Origin of the sequence: Flavobacterium flavigenum, assembly GCF_027111255.2 — a bacterium.
Classification (GTDB): Bacteria; Bacteroidota; Bacteroidia; order Flavobacteriales; family Flavobacteriaceae; genus Flavobacterium; species Flavobacterium flavigenum.
In genome coordinates, this window is sequence record NZ_CP114285.2 from 4,550,478 (window position 1) to 4,575,335 (window position 24,858).

Annotated in this window: 26 protein-coding genes, 2 tRNA genes and 2 rRNA genes; 18 read left to right on the forward strand and 12 right to left on the reverse strand. The window is 34.5% G+C overall.

The genetic code is table 11. The features are described from left to right. The first annotated feature begins 106 nt into the window (after positions 1-106). The 4 genes from OZP09_RS18850 (at position 107) to OZP09_RS18865 (ending at position 3,466) form a co-directional block, all read left to right on the forward strand. A 23S ribosomal RNA gene (locus OZP09_RS18850) occupies positions 107-2,987 on the forward strand. Between the two features lie 156 nt (positions 2,988-3,143). Then, positions 3,144-3,253, forward strand: a 5S ribosomal RNA gene (rrf, locus tag OZP09_RS18855). Positions 3,254-3,301: 48 nt separating this feature from the next. Further along, a tRNA-Phe gene (locus tag OZP09_RS18860) sits at positions 3,302-3,374 on the forward strand. 6 nt (positions 3,375-3,380) lie between these two features. Next, positions 3,381-3,466 (forward strand) — tRNA-Leu (locus tag OZP09_RS18865). 30 nt (positions 3,467-3,496) lie between these two features. On the opposite strand, the gene OZP09_RS18870 is transcribed toward OZP09_RS18865, so the two are convergent. The 6 genes from OZP09_RS18870 to htpG all read right to left on the reverse strand — a co-directional run bounded on the left by OZP09_RS18870 (position 3,497) and on the right by htpG (position 6,964). After that, entirely contained in the window at positions 3,497-3,685 is a 189-nt protein-coding gene (locus OZP09_RS18870; RefSeq protein ID WP_269235201.1) for a hypothetical protein, read from the reverse strand. Positions 3,686-3,750: 65 nt separating this feature from the next. Continuing rightward, positions 3,751-3,855, reverse strand: a complete 105-nt coding sequence (locus OZP09_RS22700) for a transposase (protein ID WP_432419441.1) — start codon at positions 3,853-3,855, stop codon at positions 3,751-3,753. After that, on the reverse strand, positions 3,830-3,973 hold the full coding sequence (locus OZP09_RS18875; RefSeq protein ID WP_269235202.1) for a hypothetical protein: 144 nt from the start codon (positions 3,971-3,973) through the stop codon (positions 3,830-3,832). Before OZP09_RS18875 ends, OZP09_RS22700 begins: the two co-directional genes overlap by 26 nt. A gap of 34 nt (positions 3,974-4,007) precedes the next feature. Next, positions 4,008-4,406 (reverse strand): hypothetical protein, encoded by a 399-nt coding sequence (locus tag OZP09_RS18880; protein ID WP_269235203.1) that lies wholly within the window; start codon positions 4,404-4,406, stop codon positions 4,008-4,010. After that, positions 4,400-4,654 (reverse strand): hypothetical protein, encoded by a 255-nt coding sequence (locus tag OZP09_RS18885; protein WP_269235204.1) that lies wholly within the window; start codon positions 4,652-4,654, stop codon positions 4,400-4,402. Before OZP09_RS18885 ends, OZP09_RS18880 begins: the two co-directional genes overlap by 7 nt. Positions 4,655-5,080: 426 nt before the next feature. Further along, entirely contained in the window at positions 5,081-6,964 is a 1,884-nt protein-coding gene (gene htpG, locus OZP09_RS18890) for a molecular chaperone HtpG (protein ID WP_269235205.1), read from the reverse strand. Positions 6,965-7,165: 201 nt separating this feature from the next. On the opposite strand from htpG, the gene OZP09_RS18895 reads away from it, so the two are divergent. From OZP09_RS18895 to OZP09_RS18905, 3 genes are all read left to right on the forward strand, one after another. Beyond that, complete coding sequence (locus OZP09_RS18895; RefSeq protein ID WP_269235206.1) at positions 7,166-7,669, forward strand: lipocalin family protein; 504 nt, start codon at positions 7,166-7,168, stop codon at positions 7,667-7,669. 22 nt (positions 7,670-7,691) lie between these two features. Then, positions 7,692-8,387, forward strand: a complete 696-nt coding sequence (locus OZP09_RS18900) for a YiaD family glycine zipper/OmpA-like lipoprotein (RefSeq protein WP_269235207.1) — start codon at positions 7,692-7,694, stop codon at positions 8,385-8,387. Between the two features lie 103 nt (positions 8,388-8,490). Beyond that, positions 8,491-9,438 carry an ABC transporter ATP-binding protein gene (locus tag OZP09_RS18905; protein WP_281310771.1) on the forward strand — a complete coding sequence of 316 codons (948 nt, stop codon included), beginning with the start codon at positions 8,491-8,493 and terminating at the stop codon, positions 9,436-9,438. Here the strand turns inward: OZP09_RS18905 and OZP09_RS18910 are convergent. From OZP09_RS18910 to OZP09_RS18925, 4 genes are all read right to left on the reverse strand, one after another. Next, complete coding sequence (locus OZP09_RS18910; RefSeq protein ID WP_278009154.1) at positions 9,435-9,719, reverse strand: GNAT family N-acetyltransferase; 285 nt, start codon at positions 9,717-9,719, stop codon at positions 9,435-9,437. The genes OZP09_RS18905 and OZP09_RS18910 overlap by 4 nt on opposite strands. A gap of 5 nt (positions 9,720-9,724) precedes the next feature. Beyond that, on the reverse strand, positions 9,725-10,120 hold the full coding sequence (locus tag OZP09_RS18915) for an OsmC family protein (RefSeq protein ID WP_269235208.1): 396 nt from the start codon (positions 10,118-10,120) through the stop codon (positions 9,725-9,727). Between the two features lie 2 nt (positions 10,121-10,122). Next, complete coding sequence (locus OZP09_RS18920) at positions 10,123-11,004, reverse strand: pirin family protein (protein WP_281309817.1); 882 nt, start codon at positions 11,002-11,004, stop codon at positions 10,123-10,125. A gap of 165 nt (positions 11,005-11,169) precedes the next feature. Beyond that, the gene (locus OZP09_RS18925; protein WP_281309818.1) at positions 11,170-12,270 is read right to left on the reverse strand and encodes a DNA alkylation repair protein; all 1,101 of its coding nucleotides are present in this window, start codon (positions 12,268-12,270) and stop codon (positions 11,170-11,172) included. Positions 12,271-12,502: 232 nt separating this feature from the next. Between OZP09_RS18925 and nadC the strand changes: the two genes are divergently transcribed. From nadC to priA, 5 genes are all read left to right on the forward strand, one after another. Next, complete coding sequence (gene nadC / locus OZP09_RS18930; protein ID WP_269235211.1) at positions 12,503-13,360, forward strand: carboxylating nicotinate-nucleotide diphosphorylase; 858 nt, start codon at positions 12,503-12,505, stop codon at positions 13,358-13,360. A gap of 70 nt (positions 13,361-13,430) precedes the next feature. Next, on the forward strand, positions 13,431-14,351 hold the full coding sequence (locus tag OZP09_RS18935; protein WP_269235212.1) for a YihY/virulence factor BrkB family protein: 921 nt from the start codon (positions 13,431-13,433) through the stop codon (positions 14,349-14,351). A 4-nt stretch (positions 14,352-14,355) separates the two neighbouring features. Then, positions 14,356-14,787: a DUF2147 domain-containing protein gene (locus tag OZP09_RS18940; RefSeq protein ID WP_281309819.1), complete on the forward strand. Its 432-nt coding sequence runs from the start codon at positions 14,356-14,358 to the stop codon at positions 14,785-14,787. Between the two features lie 9 nt (positions 14,788-14,796). Next, a complete protein-coding gene (gene bla-B1-FLAV, locus OZP09_RS18945) occupies positions 14,797-15,543 on the forward strand; it encodes a subclass B1 metallo-beta-lactamase (RefSeq protein ID WP_281309820.1) in 747 nt (248 codons plus the stop codon). Positions 15,544-15,566: 23 nt separating this feature from the next. After that, positions 15,567-18,017 carry a replication restart helicase PriA gene (priA, locus tag OZP09_RS18950; protein ID WP_269235213.1) on the forward strand — a complete coding sequence of 817 codons (2,451 nt, stop codon included), beginning with the start codon at positions 15,567-15,569 and terminating at the stop codon, positions 18,015-18,017. 4 nt (positions 18,018-18,021) lie between these two features. Here the strand turns inward: priA and OZP09_RS18955 are convergent, their stop codons facing one another. Further along, positions 18,022-18,717: a LytR/AlgR family response regulator transcription factor gene (locus tag OZP09_RS18955; protein ID WP_223683024.1), complete on the reverse strand. Its 696-nt coding sequence runs from the start codon at positions 18,715-18,717 to the stop codon at positions 18,022-18,024. A gap of 175 nt (positions 18,718-18,892) precedes the next feature. On the opposite strand from OZP09_RS18955, the gene rpsF reads away from it, so the two are divergent. The 6 genes from rpsF to OZP09_RS18985 all read left to right on the forward strand — a co-directional run bounded on the left by rpsF (position 18,893) and on the right by OZP09_RS18985 (position 23,952). Continuing rightward, positions 18,893-19,234, forward strand: coding sequence for a 30S ribosomal protein S6 (gene rpsF / locus OZP09_RS18960; RefSeq protein ID WP_007810575.1), 342 nt, complete (start codon positions 18,893-18,895; stop codon positions 19,232-19,234). Between the two features lie 5 nt (positions 19,235-19,239). Beyond that, positions 19,240-19,536 carry a 30S ribosomal protein S18 gene (rpsR, locus tag OZP09_RS18965; protein ID WP_007138295.1) on the forward strand — a complete coding sequence of 99 codons (297 nt, stop codon included), beginning with the start codon at positions 19,240-19,242 and terminating at the stop codon, positions 19,534-19,536. A 70-nt stretch (positions 19,537-19,606) separates the two neighbouring features. Then, positions 19,607-20,047 carry a 50S ribosomal protein L9 gene (gene rplI, locus OZP09_RS18970; RefSeq protein ID WP_223683025.1) on the forward strand — a complete coding sequence of 147 codons (441 nt, stop codon included), beginning with the start codon at positions 19,607-19,609 and terminating at the stop codon, positions 20,045-20,047. A 124-nt stretch (positions 20,048-20,171) separates the two neighbouring features. Further along, positions 20,172-20,645 (forward strand): DUF6495 family protein, encoded by a 474-nt coding sequence (locus tag OZP09_RS18975; protein WP_269235214.1) that lies wholly within the window; start codon positions 20,172-20,174, stop codon positions 20,643-20,645. Positions 20,646-21,281: 636 nt separating this feature from the next. Then, a complete protein-coding gene (gene ligA, locus OZP09_RS18980; protein ID WP_281309821.1) occupies positions 21,282-23,288 on the forward strand; it encodes an NAD-dependent DNA ligase LigA in 2,007 nt (668 codons plus the stop codon). Then, positions 23,275-23,952: a hypothetical protein gene (locus OZP09_RS18985; protein WP_281309822.1), complete on the forward strand. Its 678-nt coding sequence runs from the start codon at positions 23,275-23,277 to the stop codon at positions 23,950-23,952. Before ligA ends, OZP09_RS18985 begins: the two co-directional genes overlap by 14 nt. On the opposite strand, the gene OZP09_RS18990 is transcribed toward OZP09_RS18985, so the two are convergent. Continuing rightward, a complete protein-coding gene (locus tag OZP09_RS18990; protein ID WP_269235216.1) occupies positions 23,942-24,853 on the reverse strand; it encodes a bifunctional metallophosphatase/5'-nucleotidase in 912 nt (303 codons plus the stop codon). The genes OZP09_RS18985 and OZP09_RS18990 overlap by 11 nt on opposite strands. Between the last annotated feature and the right edge of the window lie 5 nt (positions 24,854-24,858).

Here is a 24,858-nt window from a genome sequence, read left to right on the forward strand (position 1 = left end):
ATTGAGATAAGAAAAATTTAAAAAGTAGAAAGCGTTTTTTGTTTTTGTAGTAATACAAAGAGCAAAAAACAAAAAAAAACGGTCATTCTTAATTGAATGATTGGTACAATAAGCAAAATAAGGGCGTATGGGGGATGCCTAGGCTCTCAGAGGCGATGAAGGGCGTGATAAGCTGCGAAAAGCTGCGGGTATGGGCACACACCATTTGATCCGCAGATACCCGAATGGGGCAACCCACTATGTTGAAGACATAGTACACCGATAGGTGGGCAAACCCGCTGAACTGAAACATCTAAGTAGGCGGAGGAGAAGAAAACAAAAGTGATTCCGTAAGTAGTGGCGAGCGAACGCGGATTAGCCCAAACCAATTTTGTTACGGCATGATTGGGGTTGTAGGACCACGATATTTTATGTACACGGAACCGGAACTGACTGGAAAGTCGGGCCATAGAGGGTGATAGCCCCGTATGGGTAACAAGTATAATAGATAGTGGTATCCTGAGTAGGGCGGGGCACGTGAAACCCTGTCTGAATTTGGCGGGACCATCCGCTAAGGCTAAATACTCCTGAGAGACCGATAGTGAACCAGTACCGTGAGGGAAAGGTGAAAAGAACCGTGAATAACGGAGTGAAATAGATCCTGAAACCATACGCTTACAAGCGGTCGGAGCCCTTTCGTGGGGTGACGGCGTGCCTTTTGCATAATGAGCCTACGAGTTAACGTTGCTGGCAAGGTTAAGTGGTTAAGCCACGGATCCGTAGCGAAAGCGAGTCTGAATAGGGCGCTTTAGTCAGTAGTGTTAGACGCGAAACCGTGTGATCTACCCATGGGCAGGTTGAAGCTGTGGTAACACACAGTGGAGGACCGAACCGGTTGACGTTGAAAAGTCTTCGGATGACCTGTGGGTAGGGGTGAAAGGCCAATCAAACTCGGAAATAGCTCGTACTCCCCGAAATGCATTTAGGTGCAGCGTTATTTTAGTTATATAGAGGTAGAGCTACTGATTGGATGCGGGGGCTTCACCGCCTACCAATTCCTGACAAACTCCGAATGCTATATAATGATTGATAACAGTGAGGGCTTGGGTGCTAAGGTCCAAGTCCGAGAGGGAAAGAACCCAGACCATCAGCTAAGGTCCCCAAATATATGCTAAGTTGAAAGAACGAGGTTTGTCTGCCCAGACAGCTAGGATGTTGGCTTGGAAGCAGCCATTCATTTAAAGAGTGCGTAACAGCTCACTAGTCGAGCGGACGAGCATGGATAATAATCGGGCATAAGCATATTACCGAAGCTATGGATTTACAAGCAATTGTAAGTGGTAGGGGAGCATTCCAGCAGGGTTGAAGGTGTATCGTAAGGTATGCTGGACTGGCTGGAAAAGAAAATGTAGGCATAAGTAACGATAATGCGGGCGAGAAACCCGCACACCGAAAAACTAAGGTTTCCACAGCTATGCTAATCAGCTGTGGGTTAGTCTGGTCCTAAGGCGAACCCGAAAGGGACAGTCGATGGCCAACGGGTTAATATTCCCGTACTACTAATTACTGTGATGGGGTGACGGAGTGATGAAAGCGCCGCGAACTGACGGAATAGTTCGTTAAAGTACCTAGCTATAAGATCTATAGGCAAATCCGTAGATTTTGGTGAAATACGATAGTACTCGGAGTCTTCGGACAAAGAGATAGTGCGCCTAAGGGCTTCCAAGAAAAACCTCTAAACTTCAGGTAATTAGTACCAGTACCGTAAACCGACACAGGTAGTTGAGGAGAGAATCCTAAGGTGCTCGAGAGATTCATGGCTAAGGAATTAGGCAAAATAGACCCGTAACTTCGGGAGAAGGGTCGCCCCGAGCAATCGGGGCCGCAGTGAAGAGGTCCAGGCGACTGTTTATCAAAAACACAGGGCTCTGCAAAATCGTAAGATGAAGTATAGGGCCTGACACCTGCCCGGTGCTGGAAGGTTAAGAGGAGATGTTATCTTCGGAGAAGCATTGAATTGAAGCCCCAGTAAACGGCGGCCGTAACTATAACGGTCCTAAGGTAGCGAAATTCCTTGTCGGGTAAGTTCCGACCTGCACGAATGGTGTAACGATCTGGACACTGTCTCAGCCATGAGCTCGGTGAAATTGTAGTAACGGTGAAGATGCCGTTTACCCGCAGTGGGACGAAAAGACCCTGTGCACCTTTACTATAGCTTAGTATTGACCTTGGATAAATGATGTGTAGGATAGGTTGGAGACTATGAAGCGGCGTCGCCAGGCGTTGTGGAGTCATTGTTGAAATACAACCCTTTGTTTATCTGAGGCCTAACCCCGTGTTGCGGGGGACAGTGCTTGGTGGGTAGTTTGACTGGGGTGGTCGCCTCCAAAAGAGTAACGGAGGCTTCTAAAGGTTCCCTCAGTACGCTTGGTAACCGTGCGTAGAGTGCAATGGCATAAGGGAGCTTGACTGAGAGACATACAGGTCGATCAGGTACGAAAGTAGAGCATAGTGATCCGGTGGTTCCGCATGGAAGGGCCATCGCTCAAAGGATAAAAGGTACGCCGGGGATAACAGGCTGATCTCCCCCAAGAGCTCATATCGACGGGGGGGTTTGGCACCTCGATGTCGGCTCGTCACATCCTGGGGCTGGAGAAGGTCCCAAGGGTTGGGCTGTTCGCCCATTAAAGTGGCACGCGAGCTGGGTTCAGAACGTCGTGAGACAGTTCGGTCTCTATCTACTGTGGGCGTTAGAAATTTGAGTGGATCTGATTCTAGTACGAGAGGACCGAATTGGACTAACCTCTAGTGTATCTGTTGTCCCGCCAGGGGCACCGCAGAGTAGCTACGTTGGGAAGGGATAAGCGCTGAAAGCATATAAGCGCGAAACCCACCACAAGATGAGATTTCTTTTAAGGATCGTGGAAGATGACCACGTTGATAGGCTATAGATGTAAAGGCAGTAATGTCATAGTCGAGTAGTACTAATAATCCGTAAGCTTATGTACACCCTTTTCCTCCCGTCCAAAAGACGGGAGGGAGAAACTTTCTAAACTATTTATATTTTTTATCTCAGTATGTTAAGATATTTGCTCGACGCGAGCGGTTATAAGTCAGGTGTTATAAGTGAAAACTAAAAACAATAAACTACAAACCAAAAACCTTAAGGTGGTTATTGCGGCGGGGCTCACCTCTTCCCATCCCGAACAGAGAAGTTAAGCCCGCCTGCGCAGATGGTACTGCAGTTTTGTGGGAGAGTATGTCGTCGCCTTTCTTTAAGAACCCTATTCTGAAAATGAATAGGGTTTTTTGTTTAAAATGAGGTACCTTAGCTCAGATGGTAGAGCAATGGACTGAAAATCCATGTGTCCCTGGTTCGATCCCTGGAGGTACCACAAAATGCTCGGATGGTGAAATTGGTAGACACGCTGGACTTAAAATCCAGTGGACAGAAATGTCCGTGCGGGTTCAAGTCCCGCTCTGAGTACTAAAAAAAAGCGCAATTACTTATACAGGATCAATGCGAAAACCTGTGGAGGTTTAAAATTGTATTTACTTTATTTGGATCTCCTCCGCATTTTTCAACTATATCCTTGATAATTAAAACTTTTAATTCTTGTGCAAACTTCAATTTTGCAATTTTATATCCTTTGAGTTCATTGAGTTTTTTATAAACCACTAATAAAATAGCTGTTATCAAAGTCATATACATTATTACTTTTACTCCATTGATATTTCTGCTTAACAAATGACTAAAATTTAGATTCTGTTTTATAATTTAAAAAACACTTCTATTTCCCATCGTTGTTTATAAATTTCTGCCACATCCTTTGTTGTTAAGGTTTTACTGTTAGTCAAAAAAATAAAACACTTCACTATTTTCCTTTTCTTTTGCAACGATTAACCGCAGGAATTTTTGACTTTTTTTATTTCGTTTGTCATATAATTTTACCTCTAAATCTTGTTCTAATAGTAATCTTTCTGTTTTTTTCATCAATTTCAAATTCTTTAATCGTTTCAAAACGAGTCTAATTATTCAATCTTGTTACAAAGGTTAAATTATCCTCGTTGAACTCTTCAAATGTTGCTCTTGCTTGAATGCCTCTGTCAAAAACTAAAATATTATCCACACTTAATGAACATTCTTTTATCAATTCTTTTAAAGCAAAATCCTCGGAAACAAACGGCTGTTCTGTAAAAATTTTTGAATGAACCGGTATGTTTGAAAATGCTATGCTAAATTTTACAAATTTCTTGTCTCCTTGTTTATTAATTTGCATCCCTTCTTTTAATAATTTAGAAGAAATACTAACCAGCGTGGAATCAAAAGAAATAATATTATGTTTTTTCTTCAAATATTTATCTTGATACTTTTTTAGGCAACTATTGAATATTGCTTCAAAATAATCAGCGTTTATATTTACCATCGGTCTCTGATCGAATTGTATTTTACTCCTTGATAACTTGTATTGGCAATACTTTTGAACGCCAACGAATGATAAAATTCTTCCATTACTCGCAAACTATTGTGTTTGATGTTTAACATCGAAAACAATAGTAATTGAAACATCGTTTGTCCATGAAGTTTCTTTACTTGATGGTCAACATTATAAACGAGTGATAACTTCTCTAATTCTCTTTGCGGAATATATTCTAAAACTTCTTCTAATTTCATAAGTCTGTTTTAGACTCAAATATAATAACTTTGAGGTTTCGAACACTTATGGTTCAAGTCCCGCTCTGAGTACAAACTAAGCTTCAATCGGCTACTTGCTCATTGGAGTTTTTTTTATTGAAATTGCAGCCTTAAAAACTAAAAGCTTCTCGCTTATCCAATATTGCGTTAGGGATGGAAGCGGCATCCTTTTGCTTTTTCCTTTAAAAAGCAAAAGATACAGCGTACAGCCCGGCCCATAGGGAAACGCCATAAAAATATAGATACTAAAAAGTTCAAATAAAAGAGTAATACCTAAATAATCTTAGACATTATTAAAAAGCATTTTAAAGGCGATATTAAAAAAATTATAATACCAATTTTTTAAAATAAAAAAACCTGCAAAGTAAGTTTGCAGGTCTAATAATTATTATGATTTAAATATGTTTATTTAATCAAATCAAAACTTCTCTTTACAAAAGCTGTAAGTTCTTCTCCTTTTAATAAATTTTGAGACAATTTGGCAAGATCTAAAGCTTGTTTTACCAAATTTTCCTGTGTTGATTTATCTTCGGTGTTTAAAATATTCGAAGCCAAATCAGAATTAGTATTTACTACTAAATTATACATTTCCGGCATATTGCCCATTCCAAACATTCCACCACCACCAGACTGGCTCATTTCTTTCATTCTACGCATAAATTCTGGCTGAGTGATTATGAATGGTGCAGCTTGACTGTCCATCGCTTCTAATTGAACAGAGTATGCTTTTGGAATGTAAGCTTCTAATGAAGTTTTCAAAGTTTCTTTTTCTTCATCAGATAATTTAGAAATTGTATTCTCATCCTTTTTAATTAGATTGTCAATATGATCAGAATCTACACGAACAAAAGTCAGATCTTTGTTGTCACCTTCTATTTTCTGAATTAAATGAGATATAATAGGAGAATCTAAAAGTAGTACTTCATATCCCTTTTCTTTTGCTGTTTGAATATAAGAGTGCTGAGCATCTTTATTTCCTGCGTATAGAACTACCAGTTTACCATCTTTATCTGTTTGATTTTCTTTTATCTTCTCTTTTAATTCTTCAAGAGTAAAATAGGTGTCATCTACAGTTGGGTACAATACAAATGCACCAGCTTTTTCATAGAATTTATCTTCGGATAGCATTCCATACTCTAAAACAATTTTGATATCGTTCCATTTTTGTTCAAAATCAGCACGATTTTCATTAAATAAAGCTTTTAATTTATCAGCTACTTTACGTGTAATATAGTTTGAAATTTTCTTTACTGCACCATCAGCTTGTAATCCTGAGCGAGAAACATTTAGTGGTATATCCGGAGAATCGATAACTCCTTTTAACATAGTTAAAAATTCAGGTACAATTCCTTCAACATTGTCGGTAACGTAAACCTGATTTTGGTACAATTGAATTTTATCTTTCTGAATTTGCATATCAGAACCTAATTTAGGAAAGTATAAAATCCCTGTTAAGTTAAATGGATAATCTACATTTAAGTGAATGTTAAATAACGGTTCTTCAAATTGCATTGGATATAATTCTCTGTAGAAGTTTTTGTAATCTTCATCAGATAATTCAGAAGGTTGTTTTGTCCAGGCAGGATTTGGATTATTAATGATGTTGTCAGTTTCAACTGTTTCATTAACGTAATCTTCAGGTGCATCTTCTGGTTTTGGAAGTGTTTCTGTTCTTGTTCCAAATTTAATCGGAATAGGCATGAATTTATTATATTTATTCAATAACCCACTAATTTTAGAATCTTCTAAAAACTCAAGAGAATCTTCTGCAATATGCAAAATAATTTCAGTACCACGTGAAGTTTTGTCAGCTGGTTCTAAAGTAAATTCAGGGCTTCCGTCACAAGTCCAGTGTGCAGCTGGTTCATCTTTATACGATTTTGTAATGATTTCAACTTTTTCAGCCACCATAAAAGCAGAGTAGAAGCCAAGACCAAAATGTCCGATGATTCCGGAATCTTTCGCAGAGTCTTTATATTTGTCTAAAAACTCCTCAGCACCAGAAAAAGCTACCTGATTAATGTATTTTTCAACTTCATCAGCAGTCATTCCTAAACCTTGATCGATAATGTGGATTTTTTTACCTTCTTTGTCCACTTTAACTTCAATGATTGGATTTCCATACTCTACTTTTGCTTCCCCAATGCTAATCAGGTGTTTTAATTTTAAAGTAGCATCTGTACCATTCGATACCAGCTCACGTAAGAAGATTTCGTGATCGCTATATAAGAACTTTTTGATTAAGGGAAAGATGTTTTCTACGGAAACATTAATTTTACCTGTTGTCATATTTTTTAATTTTTTAGTTTAATTAGATGATTTTCACTTATTCAAATTAAATACCAATTTTTTTATAGTGACAAAATGTCGGATGTGTTAATTTTGAAAGAAAATAATCTGATTTTGGAACTGAATATATTTTCATGAATTGTATCTTTGTGATACAATAATTGTTAAATGTGTAAGTAATAACTTAAATAATTCTACAAAATGAAGAAATTTATTTTCATTTGCATGATGTCCACGATCTTATTTGCGTGTAAATCAGCTTCATCAACTAATGCTTCTACAGAAGCAACAGAAATTTCAAAGAAACTTGACAGACCAACTCAAGTTGCTATCAAAGGAAATTGGGTACTTACAAATGTTTCTTATGCGGGATCTGATTACATTAAGGTAAATTCTTTTGATCTTGCAGATTCTAAATGTTTCATCGGCAGTACCTGGAATTTTATTTCCAACAATAATAAAGGTACAATGACATTGAATTCTCCGAGTTGTACAGCATTTACTTCTCCAATTGTCTGGAGTATTAATAATCAGGGACTTTTTGTGTTGAAAATTGTTGATCCGGGAACAAAATCAAAAAATGTCAGAACAGGATACTTGCTAAAAGTGGCAGGATTAACTGATAATTCATTTCAGTTGATTGATACAATTAATGTTGGTGGACAATCTAAAGATGTCACTTACCAATTTCAAAGATCTAATTAATTTTAAAGAAGAATAAAAAAAGATGAAAAAGATAACAGTTTTAGGATTGAGCAGCTTACTTGTATTAGTTAGTTTATTTGCAAGCTGCGATTCAGTTAAAAATGCTAATAATACTCAAAAGGGTGCCGGAATTGGTGCCGTTGCAGGAGGTGTAATTGGAGCTGTATTAGGTAATAATTTAGGTAAAGGCGGAAACGCTGCCCTGGGAGCTGCAATTGGAGCTGCTGTTGGTGGAGGTACAGGAGCACTTATTGGAAATAAAATGGACAAACAGGCTCGTGAAATTGATCAGGCTTTACCAGGTGCTGATGTTGAACGTGTAGGTGAAGGTATTCACTTAACGCTTAATGAAAATGCTGTTCGCTTTGATACCAATAAATCAACTTTGACTTCACAGGCAAAAGCAAACTTAGATAAATTAGTTCCGGTATTTAATGAGTATGGAGATACTGATATTCAAATTTTTGGATATACGGACAATACTGGTAAACCAGAATATAATTTAACTCTTTCAGGACAAAGAGCTGCATCTGTAAAAGCTTATTTAGTTTCAAAAGGATTACAGTCAAGCCGTTTTAAAACTTCAGGTTTAGGAATTGCTGATCCGATTGCATCTAATGAAACTGTTGAAGGAAGATCTCAAAACCGTCGTGTTGAGTTTGCAATTACTGCAAATGATAAAATGGTCAATGAAGCTAAAGCGCAGGCTGGAAAATAATTAAATTGCAATAAAATTTATTAAAAGCTGTTTCTTAATTGAAGCAGCTTTTTTTTGCCTTTCGAAATTAAACATTGTAAATTTGAACTCTCAATTAGAACACATGCTTGACATTCAAAATATTTCATTTTCGTATACCGATAAACCCGTTATAAAAAACGTTTCTTTTAGCATAAATAAAGGAGAGAACATTGCTATTATTGGTGAAAGCGGCTGTGGAAAAAGTACGCTTTTAAAACTTATATATGGACTATATGATCTGGATGAAGGAAAAATTTTTTACGAAGAGAAACCAGTTTTAGGTCCAAAATATAACTTAATACCTGGAATGCCTTACATGAAATATCTGGCTCAGGATTTCGATTTATCGCCTTATGAAACAGTTGCTGAAAACGTAGGAAAGTTTCTTTCTAATGGTTTTGCCAATATGAAAAAGCTGCGTGTTCAGGAGCTTTTAGAAATGGTTGAGATGGAGCAGTTTTCAAATGTTAAAGCGAAATTTTTAAGTGGCGGACAGCAGCAAAGAGTAGCATTAGTTCGTGTTTTGGCATTAGAACCTGAAGTAATTTTGCTTGATGAACCTTTTAGCCAGATTGATGCTTTTAGAAAAAATGCCTTACGCCGAAATTTGTTCCGGTATTTAAAGCAGAAAAAAATTACCTGTATTATTGCGACACATGACAGTACTGATGCTTTATCATTTGCCAATGAAGCTATCGTTATGCGCAACGGTGAAATTATTACTAAAGGTAATCCGGCGGAAATTTATACAAATCCATCTTCGAAATATGTTGCATCTCTTTTTGGCGAAGTTAATGAAATCCCAACTCATTTATTGCGGCTTTCCGAAGATGAAACTGAAAAAGCATTAGTTTATCCGCATCAGTTAATCATGGTTGAGCATTCTGATTTGGAAGTTAAAGTGAGAAGAACGTATTTTAGAGGGAATCATTATTTGATTGAAACTGTTTACAAAAGACAATTGATATTTTTTGAGAACGAGTTTGATTTACCTCTTGAAATAACTATTTTCTTGGGGCTTAATACTTAACGGAATAATACATCATGAATATCTTCTGTTTTGTCAAAAACACTTTTTGCAAAAGGACAAAGCGGAATAATTTTCAGTCCATTATTTCTGGCATAATCTACAGCCGCCATAACTAGTTTTTTACCAACCCCCTTTCCGTTAAATTCTTCATTTACTTCAGTATGGTCAATGATGAATTTTGCATCTCCGGCCCAGGTATAAGTCATTTTTCCAGCTTGTTTGTCGTCTTCTATAGCTTCAAAATAGCCTCTTTTGATATCGTTTATTTGTTTGATTTCCATGATAATTAAATTATAGTTGTTTGTATTTTAATAGTGTTGGTAAGTGTTTTATGAATTGGACATTTATCGGCAATTATATGCAGTTTTTGTCTTTGGCTTTCATCAATCTCTCCTGTTATTTCAATTTTCCGGGTGAATAATGAAACATTTTGTTCGCTGTCTTTTTCTAAATCTACTTTGATATCAATTTCCGAAACATTCCATTGTTTTCTGTTGATATACATTCGTAAGGTAATTAAAGTACAGGAAGCTAAAGCAGAAGCCAAAAGTTCAGACGGACTAAAACCTAAATTTTTCCCTCCAACTTCCTGTGGTTCGTCTGCGATTACAATATTCCCGCTGGCTGATGTTATTTCTGTGCGATACAATCGTGTATCTATTTTTGCTGATAATGTTTCCATAGTTATTTAATTCTTGGTTCTGGTAATGGGACAAATTCGGTTTCTCCCGGAACTTTAGGGAAAGTCTGTGCTGTCCAGTCTTGTTTGGCTATCTCGATAAGGTTTTTATCAGAAGATACGAAATTCCAAAAGATAAAATGTTCCTCAGGAAAAGGTTGTCCGCCAAAAATATATACAGTTGAATTGGCTGCAATTTCAAACTCACAAAGCGTACTGTCATTAGTAATCAAAATTTGTTTTGGATCGTAAACGTGTCCATCGCTTTTAATGTTCCCTTCTAGAATGTACAAACCACTTTCTCCGAATAAATCTTTTCCGATATTGATTTTTCGAGCTTCCTTGCTTTTAATCTCAATAAAATATAATGGACTGTAGACAGGAACCGGAGATTTTTTCCCGAAAGCTTCCCCGGCAATCAGTTTATATGAAACGCCATTTTCTTCCCAGGCAGGAATATCCTGACCTTCAACATGAGTGAAATTCGGATCCATCTGTTCCAGTTCTTTAGGAAGCGCCACCCAAATCTGCAATCCGTGAAGCATTTTGTCTGAATGTCTTAAATATTCGGGAGTTCTCTCAGAATGAACAATACCTTTCCCGGCTGTCATCCAGTTTACGGCACCTGGTTTTATTTCTAATTCAGTTCCTAAACTATCGCGGTGCATAATGCTTCCTTCAAACAAAAAAGTGAGCGTAGAAAGTCCAATATGCGGATGGGGCGGAACATCCATATTTTCGTATTGATTTAAATGTGCAGGTCCCATATGATCGATAAATACAAATGGTCCAACGGCTCTTTTTTCACGGAAAGGTAATAATCTGCCTACCATAAAATTGCCAATGTTGGCAGCACGTTCCTCGATAATTAAACTAATATTTGACATAGTTGATTTTATTTTAAAACAAAATTACAGCAGTGGTGCGAGTGTGTCACTTAATTTAGATTAAGAAAAGTCATTATAGATTTGTATTTATAAAAATAAGAAATAAAAGACATTGAACTATACAAATTATAACAAATCAATTTATGCTAAGTTGAGAAATATGTTTTAATTAATCAGTTCAAATTCTAAAACGTCACTTTCAGTTCCATTAATTATAATCGATAAGTGATGAATTCCTGTATGAAAAACACGGGTTGTAATCAGTTTAAAAGACTGGTTTCTTTCAATTTTCGTTGATTGGTTCGGAGAATATTTTTTTTCACTGATTTTAAACACTTTCTTAGCCAGATGTCCTTTAGCTTTTTTGTAATGAACCGCATATTCTAAACGAACTGTTTTAGGTTCTTCATTTTTGTTGTTTATATGGAAATGAAATTGCAGATAATCTCCAATTTTTACAACAGGTGTTTTGATTTCAAAAGATGAAAGTTCAATATTCGTACTTTCTAAGCCGTAATGACTTAAAATTTCAGGGTGTCCCTGCTTTAATAAAGTGCGGCATCCATGTTTGATGATTCCATCAGTTTCTTTGCTATGATTTTTCCATCTGGAAGCGATTTCGAGTACCATTTCCGGATTATCTTTTGCAATATCGTTCAAATTATTGGCAACACTTCTGCGAACATATTCTGAAGGATCATTTTTTAAATTTTCTAAAATAGGAAGAATAGAAGTTGGATCTTTTTTCAGAAAAGGAATTGCCATTGCCCATGGTAATCTTGGTCGTGAACCTTCACTTGCTAATCGGCGTACATGGTGATTGTCGTGTAGAGACCATTTTATCATTTCGTCAATCATTTTTTCTTTATATTTTAAAATAAAAGGACGTACAGCAAACTCGCAACTTATAAACTTTGTTATGGAAACGAAAGCTTTTACTGAAGTTTCAAAATCATCTAAACCGTACATTTCGATGTAGTCGGCAAAAAAAATAAAAGCCAGATTGCCATCGGTAAAACTATTTTTCTTTAGGTTTTCGATTATTTTGTCAATTAGAGCAACTGCTTCAGGGAAATTTTCAGGCATAAACTGATGCAGAACAACTGTTGTGTGCTTCATCCGGTCTTTCCATTCTTTTTGAATAAAATTACCTTCGTAAATGGCATCGATGAATTCCTGTTTTTGAAATGAAGGATGTACTTGGGCGACAGCCTGTCCAAATTTTTCGTAAAATGTAACGGAGTATATGTCTTTAATTAATCCCATGAGTTTTTATTTTGAATCAACTTCAAAGATATTTAATGTTGTTATTAGTGTAGAACAAAAAATAAAAATGTTTAAATCTGAAAGATTAAGTTTCATTTATAAGAACTTATTTGCTCCATATGTTGATGCTGAATGAAAGATAAATAACAAGCGTATTTGACTTTTCGAGTTGAAGTAACTTTCAAATCCACAAAATAAGTCCTATTTTAGCATCTTAATAAAATTTAAGAAAATGATTAGCGAAGCAGAATTTCAAACCGAATTACAATTATTGATAAGTAATGCAATTCGGGAAGATGTAGGTCCGGGAGATTTTAGTTCATTGGCATGTATTCCTGATACTGCAAACGGACAAGCTAAATTATTGGTAAAGGATCAGGGTATAATTGCGGGAGTCGAACTAGCTAAAATGATATTTCAATACGTTGACCCAAAATTGAAAGTGAAAACTTTTATTGAAGACGGTTCTCACGTGGAATATGGTGAAGTTGTTTTTGAAGTTTCAGGAAGTTCACAAGCTATTTTGAAGGCTGAAAGAGTGGTTTTGAACACCATGCAACGCATGTCTGCAATTGCTACGAAAACAAATCATTTGATGCAGCTTTTAGAAGGAACTGGCGCTAAAATATTAGATACACGTAAAACGACTCCCAATTTCAGAGTGGCCGAAAAATGGGCGGTAAAAATCGGGGGCGGAGAAAATCATCGTTTTGCTTTGTATGATATGATAATGTTAAAAGATAATCATATTGATTTTGCCGGAGGAATTACATTAGCAATAAATAAAACAAAAGAGTATTTAAAAGCTAATAACCTGGATTTAAAGATTATTGTTGAGGCTAGAAATCTGGATGAAATCCGTGAAATCTTATTGAGCGACGGAGTTCATAGAATCTTAATTGATAACTTTAATTATGAAGATACGAAAACTGCGGTAGCATTAATTGGTAACAAATGCCAGACAGAATCTTCAGGTAACATCAGCGAAAAAACGATTCGTGAATATGGACTTTGTGGTGTAAATTATATTTCATCAGGTGCTTTGACACATTCAGTTTATAATATGGACCTTAGTTTAAAAGCTTTCTAGAAACAACTTATCGTAGTAAATTAGAGTTTGTAATCTAAAATTTAGACTCAACTAACTAACACTATTCTATATGTCGCAGGAAATAGGAAATCGTCTGGAGAAAATGCCAATTGTGCGTTTTTTGGTTCGATTTTTAAAGAATATTAAATTACCATGGTTAGAAGGTTTTTCGTTGTATGATTTACTCGAAATGTATATTTTGGGTATCCTGGAAGGGGCTTTTTCATACCATGCCAGTGCAGTCTCATTTAGTTTCTTTATGGCTTTATTTCCTTTTGCGCTATTCATCCTCAATTTGATTCCTTATATTCCAATTGAAGGATTTCAGAATGATTTTCTACAGTTTGTGCAACAGGGAGTTCCGCCAAATACCTACGATGCGATTAGTAAAATAATAAGTGATATTTTAAATAATAGTCACTCAGGCTTATTGTCATCGGGATTTTTGCTTTCAATTTTTTTGATGGCAAATGGTATTAACGGTATTCTTAGCGGTTTCGAATCGTCTAAGCATGTTTTTGATAAGCGTGGCTTTTTTAGTCAATATTTAGTAGCAATTGCGATTTCGCTTGTAATGACGATTATATTATTTGTAACTGTTGCTACAATTGTTGTTTTTGAGGTGTTCATTCAAAAAACGATGATTCAGGATGTGCTGAGCGACCGAATTCCTTTGATTATTTTAGGAAGATATTTGTTTGTTATGCTGATGATTTTGATAACAACTTCAATATTATTGCGTTATGGAACCAGACAATATAATAAGGTCCCTTTTATTAGTATAGGGTCAGTTTTTACAACAGTATTAATTGTTATATCTTCGTTCTTTTTTGGGATTTGGGTTATAAAATTTTCGAAATACAACGAACTTTATGGTTCTATTGGCACATTATTAATTCTAATGTTTTATATTTGGATAAACTGTATGATACTGCTGCTGGGGTTTGAACTCAATGCTTCGATCAGGAAATTAAGACAAAAAAATAAATAGGATTATGAAAAATTTGATATTAGCCATTGGTGTTTTTTTTCTAACTTTAAATACTGTTCAGGCGCAAAGTGTTGTTGGGAAATGGAAAACAATTGATGATGAAACTGGCGAAGTAAAATCAATAGTAGAGATTTATGAAAAATCCGGAAAAATCTACGGAAAAGTTGTAGATATACTACGTGCTGATCATAAAAAAGATGTATGTACAAAGTGTGATGGAGCCGAAAAAAATAAGCCTATTTTAGGTATGATAATTATTAACGGACTTAAAAAAGACGGCACTGAATATAATGGAGGAACAATTTTAGATCCAACAAATGGAAAAAAATACAAGTGCTATATTACTCTCGATTCTGCTGATAAATTAAAACTACGTGGTTATATTGGGATTTCTATTGTAGGAAGAACACAATACTGGGCACGAGTTAAAAATTAATTTAATAAAATGCGAAATTTAGCATCCATAATTTTATTCTTAGCAACACTATTTGATAGTTCGGGACAATCTAAGAATTCACCATTACAATTAAGTCATCTTACAGGTGACTTTTATGTTTATAAGACATTTCATGATTACAAAGGAACACTGGTTTCTGCAAATGCGATGTATCTTGTGACAGATAAAGGTGTTGTTTTGTTTGATGCGCCCTGGGATGAAACGCAGTATCAGCCTTTATTGGATAGTATAAAAACAAGGCATAATAAAGATGTAGTAATGTATTTCGCAACACATTCTCATGAAGATCGGGCAGGAGGTTTGAATTTTTACAGACAAAAAGGAATTAAAACGTATACCATAAAAGCGACAGATCAAATTCTTAAGTACGATAACAAAAAAAGAGCCGAATTTATAATTCCGAATGATACTACTTTTACAGTTGGGCAACATACCTTTGAAGTTTATTATCCTGGAAAAGGGCATGCTCCGGATAACGTTGTAGTTTGGTTTGATAAAGAGCAAGTACTTTATGGAGGCTGTTTTGTTAAAAGTACAGAAGCAAAAGATTTAGGCTACCTGGGTGATGCAGATGTGAAAGAATGGGAAAAATCAATCCAAAAGGTACAAGCGAAATTTAAGAATCCAGTTTATATTATCTCGGGCCATGATGATTGGACGAATATAGGATCTTTAAAGCATACTTTGAAAATGGTTCGGAAATACAATACTGCACAATCTTCGGGTAAAAAATAATTCATCAATTTTAAAATAATTACATGTTTTTTGTCGAAGTTGTTTTACCTCTTTCTTTAGCTAAAACCTTTACGTATCGTATTTCTGAAGCTGAATTCCATTTTATTAAAAAAGGAATGAGGGTAGCAGTACCTTTTGGTAAAAGCAAAATTTACACAGCATTGGTTATTGATCTGCACCAAAATGAACCAAGCTTGTATGAAGCGAAAGAAATCCATCAGATATTAGACGAAAAGCCAATTGCAACCGAAATCCAGATTAAACACTGGCTTTGGATCGCAAACTATTATATGTGCGGGATTGGAGATGTGTATCGTGGTGCTTTTCCTGTCGGATTATTATTGGAAAGCGAGACGATTATTTCGCATAAACCAAATGTTACGGTAAAGGATAGTGAACTTTCCGATGATGAATTTTTGATTTATGAAGCTTTACATCATCAAAGTTCACTTAAGGTTCAGGATATCATTTCAATTCTGAATAAGAAAAATATACTTCCGGTTCTTCAAAAAATGATTTCAAAAGATATTATTGTTTTAGAAGAAGAAATAAAAGAAAGTTATAAGCCAAAATTGGTTCGCTATGTAAAACTGCATTCGAAATATGAATCGGACAGTGGTTTAAATGAATTGTTAGAAATACTGAAAAATGCCAATAAACAAAAAGAAATTGTTTTAGCATATTTTCAAATTAGTGCTTCAGAAAAAAAGCCTATTACAGTAAAGAAATTGACTGAGGTTTCAAATTCGACATCTACAGTTGTAAAAGCATTAATTGAAAAAGAAATTTTTGAAGAATATTATTTACAGCATGACAGAGTTTCTTTTGAAGGAAGGGCTTCAGAAAAACAATTATTGTTAAGCAAAGCCCAGGATACAGCTTTAACTGAAATTAAAAATAGCTTATCAGAAAAAGAGGTTTGTCTGCTTCATGGTGTTACTTCAAGTGGCAAAACAGAAATATATATTAAGTTAATTGAGGAGTATTTAGAAACAGGAAAACAAGTTTTATATCTTTTACCTGAAATTGCACTCACGACACAATTGGTTTCCCGTTTGCGACTTCATTTTGGTGATAAAGTAGCTGTTTTTCATTCTAAATACAGTAATAATGAAAGAGTAGAAGTCTGGAAACAGACACTCGAAAATTCAGAAAAGGCTCAAATTGTAATAGGGGCGAGGTCAGCTTTGTTTTTACCTTTTAATAATCTGGGTTTATTGATTGTTGACGAAGAACATGAACAGACTTTTAAGCAGACTGATCCTGCACCAAGATTTCATGCCCGTGACGCGGCAATTGTTTTGGCCAATTTTCATGGCGCCAAAGTGCTTTTAGGATCTGCAACTCCAAGTATTGAGACTTATTATAATACTCAAATTGAAAAATTTGGTTTGGTTACGATTACGGAACGTTATAATAATGTACGAATGCCGGAAGTTGTTTTGGTAGATTTAAAAGACAAGCATTTTAGGAAAAGAATGACAGGGCACTTTAGCGACCTTCTGATTGAGGAAATTGCTGAAGCATTGTCTTTAGGAGAACAAGTGATTTTGTTTCAAAACAGGAGAGGCTATTCTCCTGTAATAGAATGCCTAACCTGTGGTCATGTGCCGCATTGCCAGCAATGCAATGTAAGTCTGACTTATCATAAAAACAAAAATCAACTGCGTTGTCATTATTGCGGTTATTCAATAGCAAAGCCAACGCATTGTCATAGTTGTTCCAGTATTGACTTGACTACAAAAGGTTTTGGTACAGAACAAATAGAACAAGAACTGCTCTCTCTTTTTCCGAAAGCAAAAACAGGAAGGATGGATCAGGATACAACTCGCGGAAAATTTGGTTTTGAAAAAATCATAGATACTTTTAAAAATAGAGAAATAGATATTCTAGTTGGTACCCAAATGCTCGCCAAAGGACTAGATTTTGATAATGTAAGTCTGGTCGGAATTATGAATGCCGATAATATGCTGCATCATCCTGATTTCAGGGCTTTTGAACGCAGTTTTCAGATGATGACACAAGTTGCAGGAAGAGCCGGAAGATCTGAAAAACAAGGGAAAGTGGTGATTCAGACTTATAATCCAAATCATAATACAATTCAACAGGTTACGATGCATAATTATGCAGGTATGTATAAGGAACAATTGTATGACAGGAAAATCTATAAATACCCTCCTTATTTTAGAATTATAAAACTGACTTTAAAGCACCGTGATTTTGATAAATTAAAAGAAGGTACGATGTGGATGTATCAGGTTTTAAGCCAAAATTTGAATATGCCTGTGTTGGGTCCGGAAGAACCGGCAATTAACAGGATAAGAAACGAATATATCAGAACAATTTTGATTAAAATTCCTCACAATGTTCCTTTAGGAGCAACAAAAAAAACTATTCAGAAAATGTTGAATAGTTTTGAAGCAGTTCCGCAATACAGAGCTATAAAGGTAGTTGTAAATGTAGATTTTTACTAATTATTTACGGCGTTGACAACGCTCTTACTAAATCTTCTTTTTTGTTTCGGCTAAGTGGAATCTTAGTGATGCCAATTTCTGCAAATTTGCTGTTGAAGCGTTCCACTTTATCAATGTTAATAATATATGATTTATGAACACGGATAAATTTTTCTTTTGATAAATCATTCTCAAAAGATTTCATTGTTGATAATACCAAATTGCTGTCATCTTCAGTAACAACCCTTACATAATCTCCAAATGCTTCAATCCATTTGATTTTTGATGTGAAAATTTTAAGTTTCTTAAGGTTGCTTTTGATAAAAATGTGTTCGCCTTCTTCTTCCTTTACTTCTTTCTTAAGTATATGCATGTCAATTGCCCTTTTCACAGAAGCATTAAAACGCTCAACGGCTATAGGTTTTTGAAGATAATCTGTTGCATCATAGTCAAAAGCCTTCAATGCATATTCAGCTTTAGAAGTAATAAATATGATCTGAGGTTTTGATTTTAAACCATCAAGAAAGTCAAAGCCGTTAATAACAGGCATTTCAATATCCAGAAATATTAAATCGATATTGTTTAAAGACATACAACTTTTTGCCTCAATTGCATTAGAAAAATCACCAATCAGGTGTAAACCAGGATGATTGTTGACTAATTTTGCAATAATTGCCCTCTGTATAGAACTATCATCTACAACAACACAGTTTAGTTTCATAAGAGTTAGATTTAATAAATTCAAGTTTACAATAGTAAATGTATTATTTTTTTGGAAAAAAAACTAAGATGGATGCCTGTTTTTTGCATTTCAACGAATAAAAGAAAAAAAATGTTGGTTATTAAAATATAATGGTTACTTTTGCACCCAATTTTAACAAATAAATATTGTATTTATGAATCATTATGAAACTGTTTTCATTTTAAATCCCGTTTTATCTGAAGTTCAGGTAAAGGAAACAGTAACGAAATTTGAAGAATTTCTTACTAGTAGAGGAGCTGAAATGGTATCGAAAGAGGATTGGGGTCTTAAAAAAATGGCTTACGAAATCCAAAACAAAAAAAGTGGTTTTTATCACTTATTCGAATTCAAAGTAGCTGGAGAAGTTCTGATTGCTTTTGAAACTGAATTCAGACGTGACGAAAGAGTTATGCGTTTCCTTACTGTAAGTCTGGATAAACATGCTATTTCTTGGGCTGAAAGAAGAAGAGCTAAACTTAAATCTACAAAAGCTTAATTATCATGGCAACATTACAACAATCTGCTTCAGGAAAAAAAGACGGGGATATCAGATATCTAACGCCTTTAAACATAGAAACTAACAAAACTAAAAAATATTGTCGTTTCAAAAAATCAGGAATCAAATATATCGATTATAAAGATGCTGATTTCTTATTGAAATTTGTTAATGAGCAAGGAAAAATTCTTCCTCGTCGTTTAACAGGAACTTCATTAAAATACCAAAGAAAAGTGTCTGTAGCTGTAAAAAGAGCTCGTCACTTAGCTTTAATGCCATACGTGGCCGATTTATTAAAATAGTATAAAAAAACTCTAGGCGCTGGTTTCTGTAAGGCAGAACCTAACTTCTAAAAATTATAAGGACAACAACATGGAAATTATTTTAAAACAAGACGTACAAAATTTAGGATTTAAAGATGATGTAGTATCTGTAAAACCTGGTTATGGCCGTAACTTTTTGATTCCTCAGGGTTTTGCTACTTTAGCAACTCCTTCTGCTAAAAAAGTTTTAGCTGAAAACCTAAAACAAAGAGCACACAAGGAAGCTAAAGTTGTTGCTGATGCAAAAGCGTTAGCTGAAACTTTAAAATCTCTTGAAATTAAACTTACTGCTAAAGCTGGTGGAGAGAAACTTTTTGGTTCTATCACAAACATCGATATTGCAGAAGCTTTAGAGAAATCAGGTAATGCTATTGATAGAAAATTCATCACTAGTGGTATCGTAAAACGTACTGGAAAATACTCGGCAAGCATCCGTTTACACAGAGATGTTATTGTTGATTTACCATACGAAATTGTTGCTGAAAAGTAATAACATTTAATAATATTAAAAATCCCGATGTACATCGGGATTTTTTTGTTTTAAGAAACGAATAATGATTATTGGGATAAGTTGTTGCTAATAATTATAGAGAAATATAAAGTCTAAAAAAAAAATGAAATACGCAAGATTGACAAAAGAACAGTTTGATGAATTACATGCAGAATTTGCAAGTTTTTTAGCTACGCAAGCTATTGACAAAGCAGAATGGGATTCTTTAAAATTGAATAAGCCAGAAGTTGCTGAACAGGAATTGGATGTTTTTTCAGATTTAATTTGGGAAGGCGTTTTGTCAAGAGCAGAATTTTTAGAACATTTTTCTAAAAATCATATTTTTTTATTTCAATGTTTGGAAACTCATGTGCAATCTATTGTATTGAAATCCTTAGCTCCGGAAATTGATTTCCTGACTAAAGATGGTTTGCAATGGTTGAGTGATAATATGTTTACAGATGTGATAGAAATGAAAACAGGAAAGAAAATTTTTACTGAAGATCGAAATTTTTCGATTTTTGAATTAATAAAACAAGGTGCTTTTTTAAGCGATGGGCAATTATTTAAACAAATTAATTCAATTTTAGAATCATAGTACTTTCTGTTTTGATATTTAGATAGTTAAAGGTTTTTTTTGTTTTTTTTAAGTTTTCTAATACTTTCAACTTTTCTTTAATCTTTTTTTTGTTTCTCTACCGATATTTTTACCTGTTTTTTTGCGGTTACTTAAATGTGAGTGTTGATTTTTTATTGAGCAAATAACTTTACTTTTTACGTATAAATATATTTTTTATAACTTTTTTTTATTTTATTAAAATGAAATTATAGAAAAATAATCATTTTTTATTGATGCTTCAAGAAATAGAAAGTGGCATTGGTTACGGAGAAACCCGATTAATTAATAAATTTAAAAATGGTGTAAAATGTACTGAAGAAGAACATTTATTAAACCGGCGCTCGGATTTCATCATTATTAAAAAATAAATTAGTGTTTTTTATTTAGGTTTTTGATTATCACTTTTAAAAGTGCAGAAAGTAAAACCATTTGGGAGCTGGTTTTTTTTTAATTCTTTTTTAAGAATAATGGACAAGAAGAAAATCAAATTGCAAATTTTGCAACTTGATTTTTGATTTTATAAAAGTTTTAGTTTTTAATATTTTACAATAAAAAATAATCCTAATTTTGAGATTGGGTTTTTATACATTATAATCAGTACTATTTTTAATATTTATGAGTATTCAGGAGACAATTCAGAATTTACGAAACGAACTTAATCAACACAACTACAATTATTATGTGCTTGATGATGCTACAATTTCTGATTATGATTTTGATACTAAACTAAAAGAGCTTCAGGATTTAGAAAAAAAACATCCTGAATTTTTTGATGAACATTCTCCGACTCAAAGGGTAGGCGGAATGGTGACTAAAAATTTTAAAACCATAGCACATCAGTTCAGAATGTACTCTTTGGATAACTCTTATTCAAAAGAAGATTTAGTAGATTGGGAAAATAGAATCCAGAGAGTTCTTGGAAATGTCGATTTACAATATACCTGTGAATTAAAATATGATGGGGCTTCAATAAGCATTACATACGAAAACGGAAAACTGGTTCAGGCTTTGACACGTGGAGATGGTTTTCAGGGTGATGAGGTTACAAATAATATTAAAACCATTAAATCAGTCCCATTGCAATTAAAAGGGAAGTATCCTGATAAGTTCGACATTCGTGGCGAAATCATCCTGCCTTTAAAAGGTTTCGAAAAAATGAATCAGGATTTAATTGAAATTGGTGAAAGCCCATATTCAAACCCAAGAAATACAGCTTCCGGAAGTTTAAAGCTACAGAACAGTGCTGAGGTTGCTAAACGTCCTTTAGAATGTTTATTGTATTCGGTTACAAGCAATAATTTACCTTTTTCTTCTCAAATTGAAGGGTTACAATTAGCAAGAGAATGGGGATTTAAAGTGCCAAGTGAGGCGAAATTAGCCAATACGATGCAGGAAGTTTTTGATTTTATTGATTATTGGGATACCCATCGTCACAAATTGCCTTACGAAACAGATGGTGTCGTGGTAAAAGTAAACAGTTTCCGTCATCAGGAAGAATTAGGTTATACAGCAAAATCACCTCGTTGGGCAATAGCATATAAATTTAAAGCAGAACAGGTTTCGACCAAATTAAAATCAATTTCGTATCAGGTGGGCCGTACAGGTGCAATTACTCCGGTGGCAAATTTAGAGCCTGTTCAATTGGCAGGAACAATTGTAAAAAGAGCTTCATTGCATAATGCCGATCAAATCGAAAAATTAGATATTCGAATAAACGACACTGTTTTTGTTGAAAAAGGAGGCGAAATTATTCCGAAGATAATTGCTGTGGATTTAGAACAGCGTCCTCAAGATTCACAAAAAACGCATTATATTACTCATTGTCCGGAATGTGAAACAGAATTGGTTCGTACAGAAGGCGAGGCAAACCACTATTGCCCGAATTTCTATGGCTGTCCACCGCAGATTATAGGCAGGATCCAGCATTATATTTCGAGAAAAGCTATGGATATTGAAGGTCTTGGCGGTGAAACAGTAGCCTTACTTTTCAAAAATGGCCTGGTTCATAATTATGCTGATTTATATGAATTGAAAGTAGAAGACATTTTGCATTTGGAAAGAATGGCGCAAAAATCTGCTGAAAATCTGGTAAACGGTGTTGAAAAATCAAAAGAAATTCCGTTTGAAAGTGTTCTTTTTGCATTAGGGATTCGTTTTGTAGGTGAAACTGTTGCCAAGAAGTTAGCCAGACATTATAAAAATATTGATGCACTAAGTAAGGCTTCTTTAATGGAATTGATTTTAGTAGATGAAATTGGAGAACGAATTGCAAAAAGCGTTATAGAATTTTTCGAGAATGAAGAGAATCAAAAAATAATTGAACGATTAAAAAGATATGGTGTTCAGTTTGAAATCGTTGAAAAAGTAAATCCTGATGCAACCAACAAGTTTTTAGGAAAAACCTTTGTAGTGTCGGGAGTTTTTACTGAGTTTTCAAGAGATGAATTAAAGAAAACCATAGAAGATAACGGCGGTAAAGTGGGAAGTTCAATTTCTGCCAAAACAGATTTTGTAGTAGCTGGGGATAATATGGGACCGGCAAAATTAGAAAAGGCAAATAAATTAAATATTCAAATACTATCTGAACAGGAATTTATAACCAAACTGAATGAAAGCGAGTAGACCGTCATTGATTTTATACTCGATTGCATTTTTTTTTACAATCGTGTTTGATATTCTTCAATATGATTATCTGACGGTTTGTATGAAATCGATTGTCATTCCTTCTGTTTTCTTTTATTTTTATTCGTCAAATAATTTTAAAATTGATACAACTCAGATTTTAATTTTTGCTTTATGCTTTGTTGGAGAAGTATTTCATCTTATGGATGTAGAAATTTCTACTCTTGGATCTTCAATATGCTTTCTGTTTGTTTACTCTATATTAATCAAAAAAATCATTGTTGAAAAGATAAAACTTAAAAGAGCAGACCTGTTGCCTGTAGCTATGGTAATCTTAATTATTATCTATTTATTGTTTTCTGTTTTAAGTTTGCAGTTTGACAAAATCAAAGACTTTCAATTTCTATACTCTATTTACGGTATTGTATTAAGTGTGTTAGGGGTTATTTGTTATACAAAATATATAACCAGAGGAACTTACGTTAGTTTACTGCTAACAGTAATGATTACCTGTTTTATAATTTCTGATATCTTTTTTATTTTTAATGAATATTTCTCCTACTCTTTAGTATTAATCCTAATTAGGGACATTGCGCAGATTCTGGCGTACTTTTTTATGGCAAAATATTTTATAGTATCAAATAAAAAGAGGGTTAAACAATAATTGATTTCCCTTGATTAGTATGTGACTTATTTTTGTCAAAATAAAAATCGATCCGGCCTAAATTTATTCCGTAGCATCCTACCTGATTTATCAGAACATCTTCGCCAGCTTTATTTTTTACAATAGTAGGTTTGTCCAAAAAGGTATGTGTATGACCGCCAATAATCAAATCAATGTCTTGTGTCAGTTCGGCTAATTTTAAGTCACAAATTTTTGCCTCGTTTTCTTTGTATTTATAGCCCAGGTGAGAAAGACAGATGACAAGGTCACATTTCTCTTGTTTCTTTAACAATTGCGTCATATCCTGCGCAATTTCTACAGGATTATTGTAAACAGTTTCCTTGTACATTTTTTTGTCAACCAATCCTGCAAGTTCTATTCCTAAACCAAAAACACCGACCTTAATTCCGTTTTTATTGAAAATTTTATATGGTTTTACAAGTCCGTTCATGATTGTGTTTTTAAAATCATAATTCGAGCAGATAAAATCAAAACTGGCATGCGGCATTTGTGCGTACAATCCATCAAGACCATTGTCAAAATCATGGTTTCCAATTGCAGAAGCATCATATTTCATCATGCTCATTAGTTTGAATTCAAGTTCTCCACCGTAATAATTGAAATAAGGGGTTCCCTGAAAGATATCTCCGGCATCTAGTAAAAGCACATTTGGATTTTCTTTACGAATAGTTTCAATAAGCGCAGCTCTACGTGATACACCACCTTTGTTTGGATTACGAGGGTCATCAGCCGGAAAAGGATCTATATGGCTGTGCACATCGTTAGTGTGCAGAACAGTTAGGTGTTTTATATCGTTTGTTTCAAAACTGCTCAATGACAGACCCAGGCTTAATAAAGCCGTACCAGCAGCAGTTTTCTCAATAAATTCTCTTCTTTTCATTTTGT

Bases quoted from the DNA above. Each gene is read 5' to 3' on its own strand.
- OZP09_RS18870 (WP_269235201.1), bottom strand. From the start codon at position 3,685: ATGACTTTGATAACAGCTATTTTATTAGTGGTTTATAAAAAACTCAAT.
- OZP09_RS18875 (WP_269235202.1), bottom strand. From the start codon at position 3,973: ATGAAAAAAACAGAAAGATTACTATTAGAACAAGATTTAGAGGTAAAA.
- OZP09_RS18880 (WP_269235203.1), bottom strand. From the start codon at position 4,406: ATGGTAAATATAAACGCTGATTATTTTGAAGCAATATTCAATAGTTGC.
- OZP09_RS18885 (WP_269235204.1), bottom strand. From the start codon at position 4,654: ATGAAATTAGAAGAAGTTTTAGAATATATTCCGCAAAGAGAATTAGAG.
- htpG (WP_269235205.1), bottom strand. From the start codon at position 6,964: ATGACAACAGGTAAAATTAATGTTTCCGTAGAAAACATCTTTCCCTTA.
- OZP09_RS18895 (WP_269235206.1), top strand. From the start codon at position 7,166: ATGAAGAAATTTATTTTCATTTGCATGATGTCCACGATCTTATTTGCG.
- OZP09_RS18900 (WP_269235207.1), top strand. From the start codon at position 7,692: ATGAAAAAGATAACAGTTTTAGGATTGAGCAGCTTACTTGTATTAGTT.
- OZP09_RS18905 (WP_281310771.1), top strand. From the start codon at position 8,491: ATGCTTGACATTCAAAATATTTCATTTTCGTATACCGATAAACCCGTT.
- OZP09_RS18910 (WP_278009154.1), bottom strand. From the start codon at position 9,719: ATGGAAATCAAACAAATAAACGATATCAAAAGAGGCTATTTTGAAGCT.
- OZP09_RS18915 (WP_269235208.1), bottom strand. From the start codon at position 10,120: ATGGAAACATTATCAGCAAAAATAGATACACGATTGTATCGCACAGAA.
- OZP09_RS18920 (WP_281309817.1), bottom strand. From the start codon at position 11,004: ATGTCAAATATTAGTTTAATTATCGAGGAACGTGCTGCCAACATTGGC.
- OZP09_RS18925 (WP_281309818.1), bottom strand. From the start codon at position 12,270: ATGGGATTAATTAAAGACATATACTCCGTTACATTTTACGAAAAATTT.
- nadC (WP_269235211.1), top strand. From the start codon at position 12,503: ATGATTAGCGAAGCAGAATTTCAAACCGAATTACAATTATTGATAAGT.
- OZP09_RS18935 (WP_269235212.1), top strand. From the start codon at position 13,431: ATGTCGCAGGAAATAGGAAATCGTCTGGAGAAAATGCCAATTGTGCGT.
- OZP09_RS18940 (WP_281309819.1), top strand. From the start codon at position 14,356: ATGAAAAATTTGATATTAGCCATTGGTGTTTTTTTTCTAACTTTAAAT.
- bla-B1-FLAV (WP_281309820.1), top strand. From the start codon at position 14,797: ATGCGAAATTTAGCATCCATAATTTTATTCTTAGCAACACTATTTGAT.
- priA (WP_269235213.1), top strand. From the start codon at position 15,567: ATGTTTTTTGTCGAAGTTGTTTTACCTCTTTCTTTAGCTAAAACCTTT.
- OZP09_RS18955 (WP_223683024.1), bottom strand. From the start codon at position 18,717: ATGAAACTAAACTGTGTTGTTGTAGATGATAGTTCTATACAGAGGGCA.
- rpsF (WP_007810575.1), top strand. From the start codon at position 18,893: ATGAATCATTATGAAACTGTTTTCATTTTAAATCCCGTTTTATCTGAA.
- rpsR (WP_007138295.1), top strand. From the start codon at position 19,240: ATGGCAACATTACAACAATCTGCTTCAGGAAAAAAAGACGGGGATATC.
- rplI (WP_223683025.1), top strand. From the start codon at position 19,607: ATGGAAATTATTTTAAAACAAGACGTACAAAATTTAGGATTTAAAGAT.
- OZP09_RS18975 (WP_269235214.1), top strand. From the start codon at position 20,172: ATGAAATACGCAAGATTGACAAAAGAACAGTTTGATGAATTACATGCA.
- ligA (WP_281309821.1), top strand. From the start codon at position 21,282: ATGAGTATTCAGGAGACAATTCAGAATTTACGAAACGAACTTAATCAA.
- OZP09_RS18985 (WP_281309822.1), top strand. From the start codon at position 23,275: ATGAAAGCGAGTAGACCGTCATTGATTTTATACTCGATTGCATTTTTT.
- OZP09_RS18990 (WP_269235216.1), bottom strand. From the start codon at position 24,853: ATGAAAAGAAGAGAATTTATTGAGAAAACTGCTGCTGGTACGGCTTTA.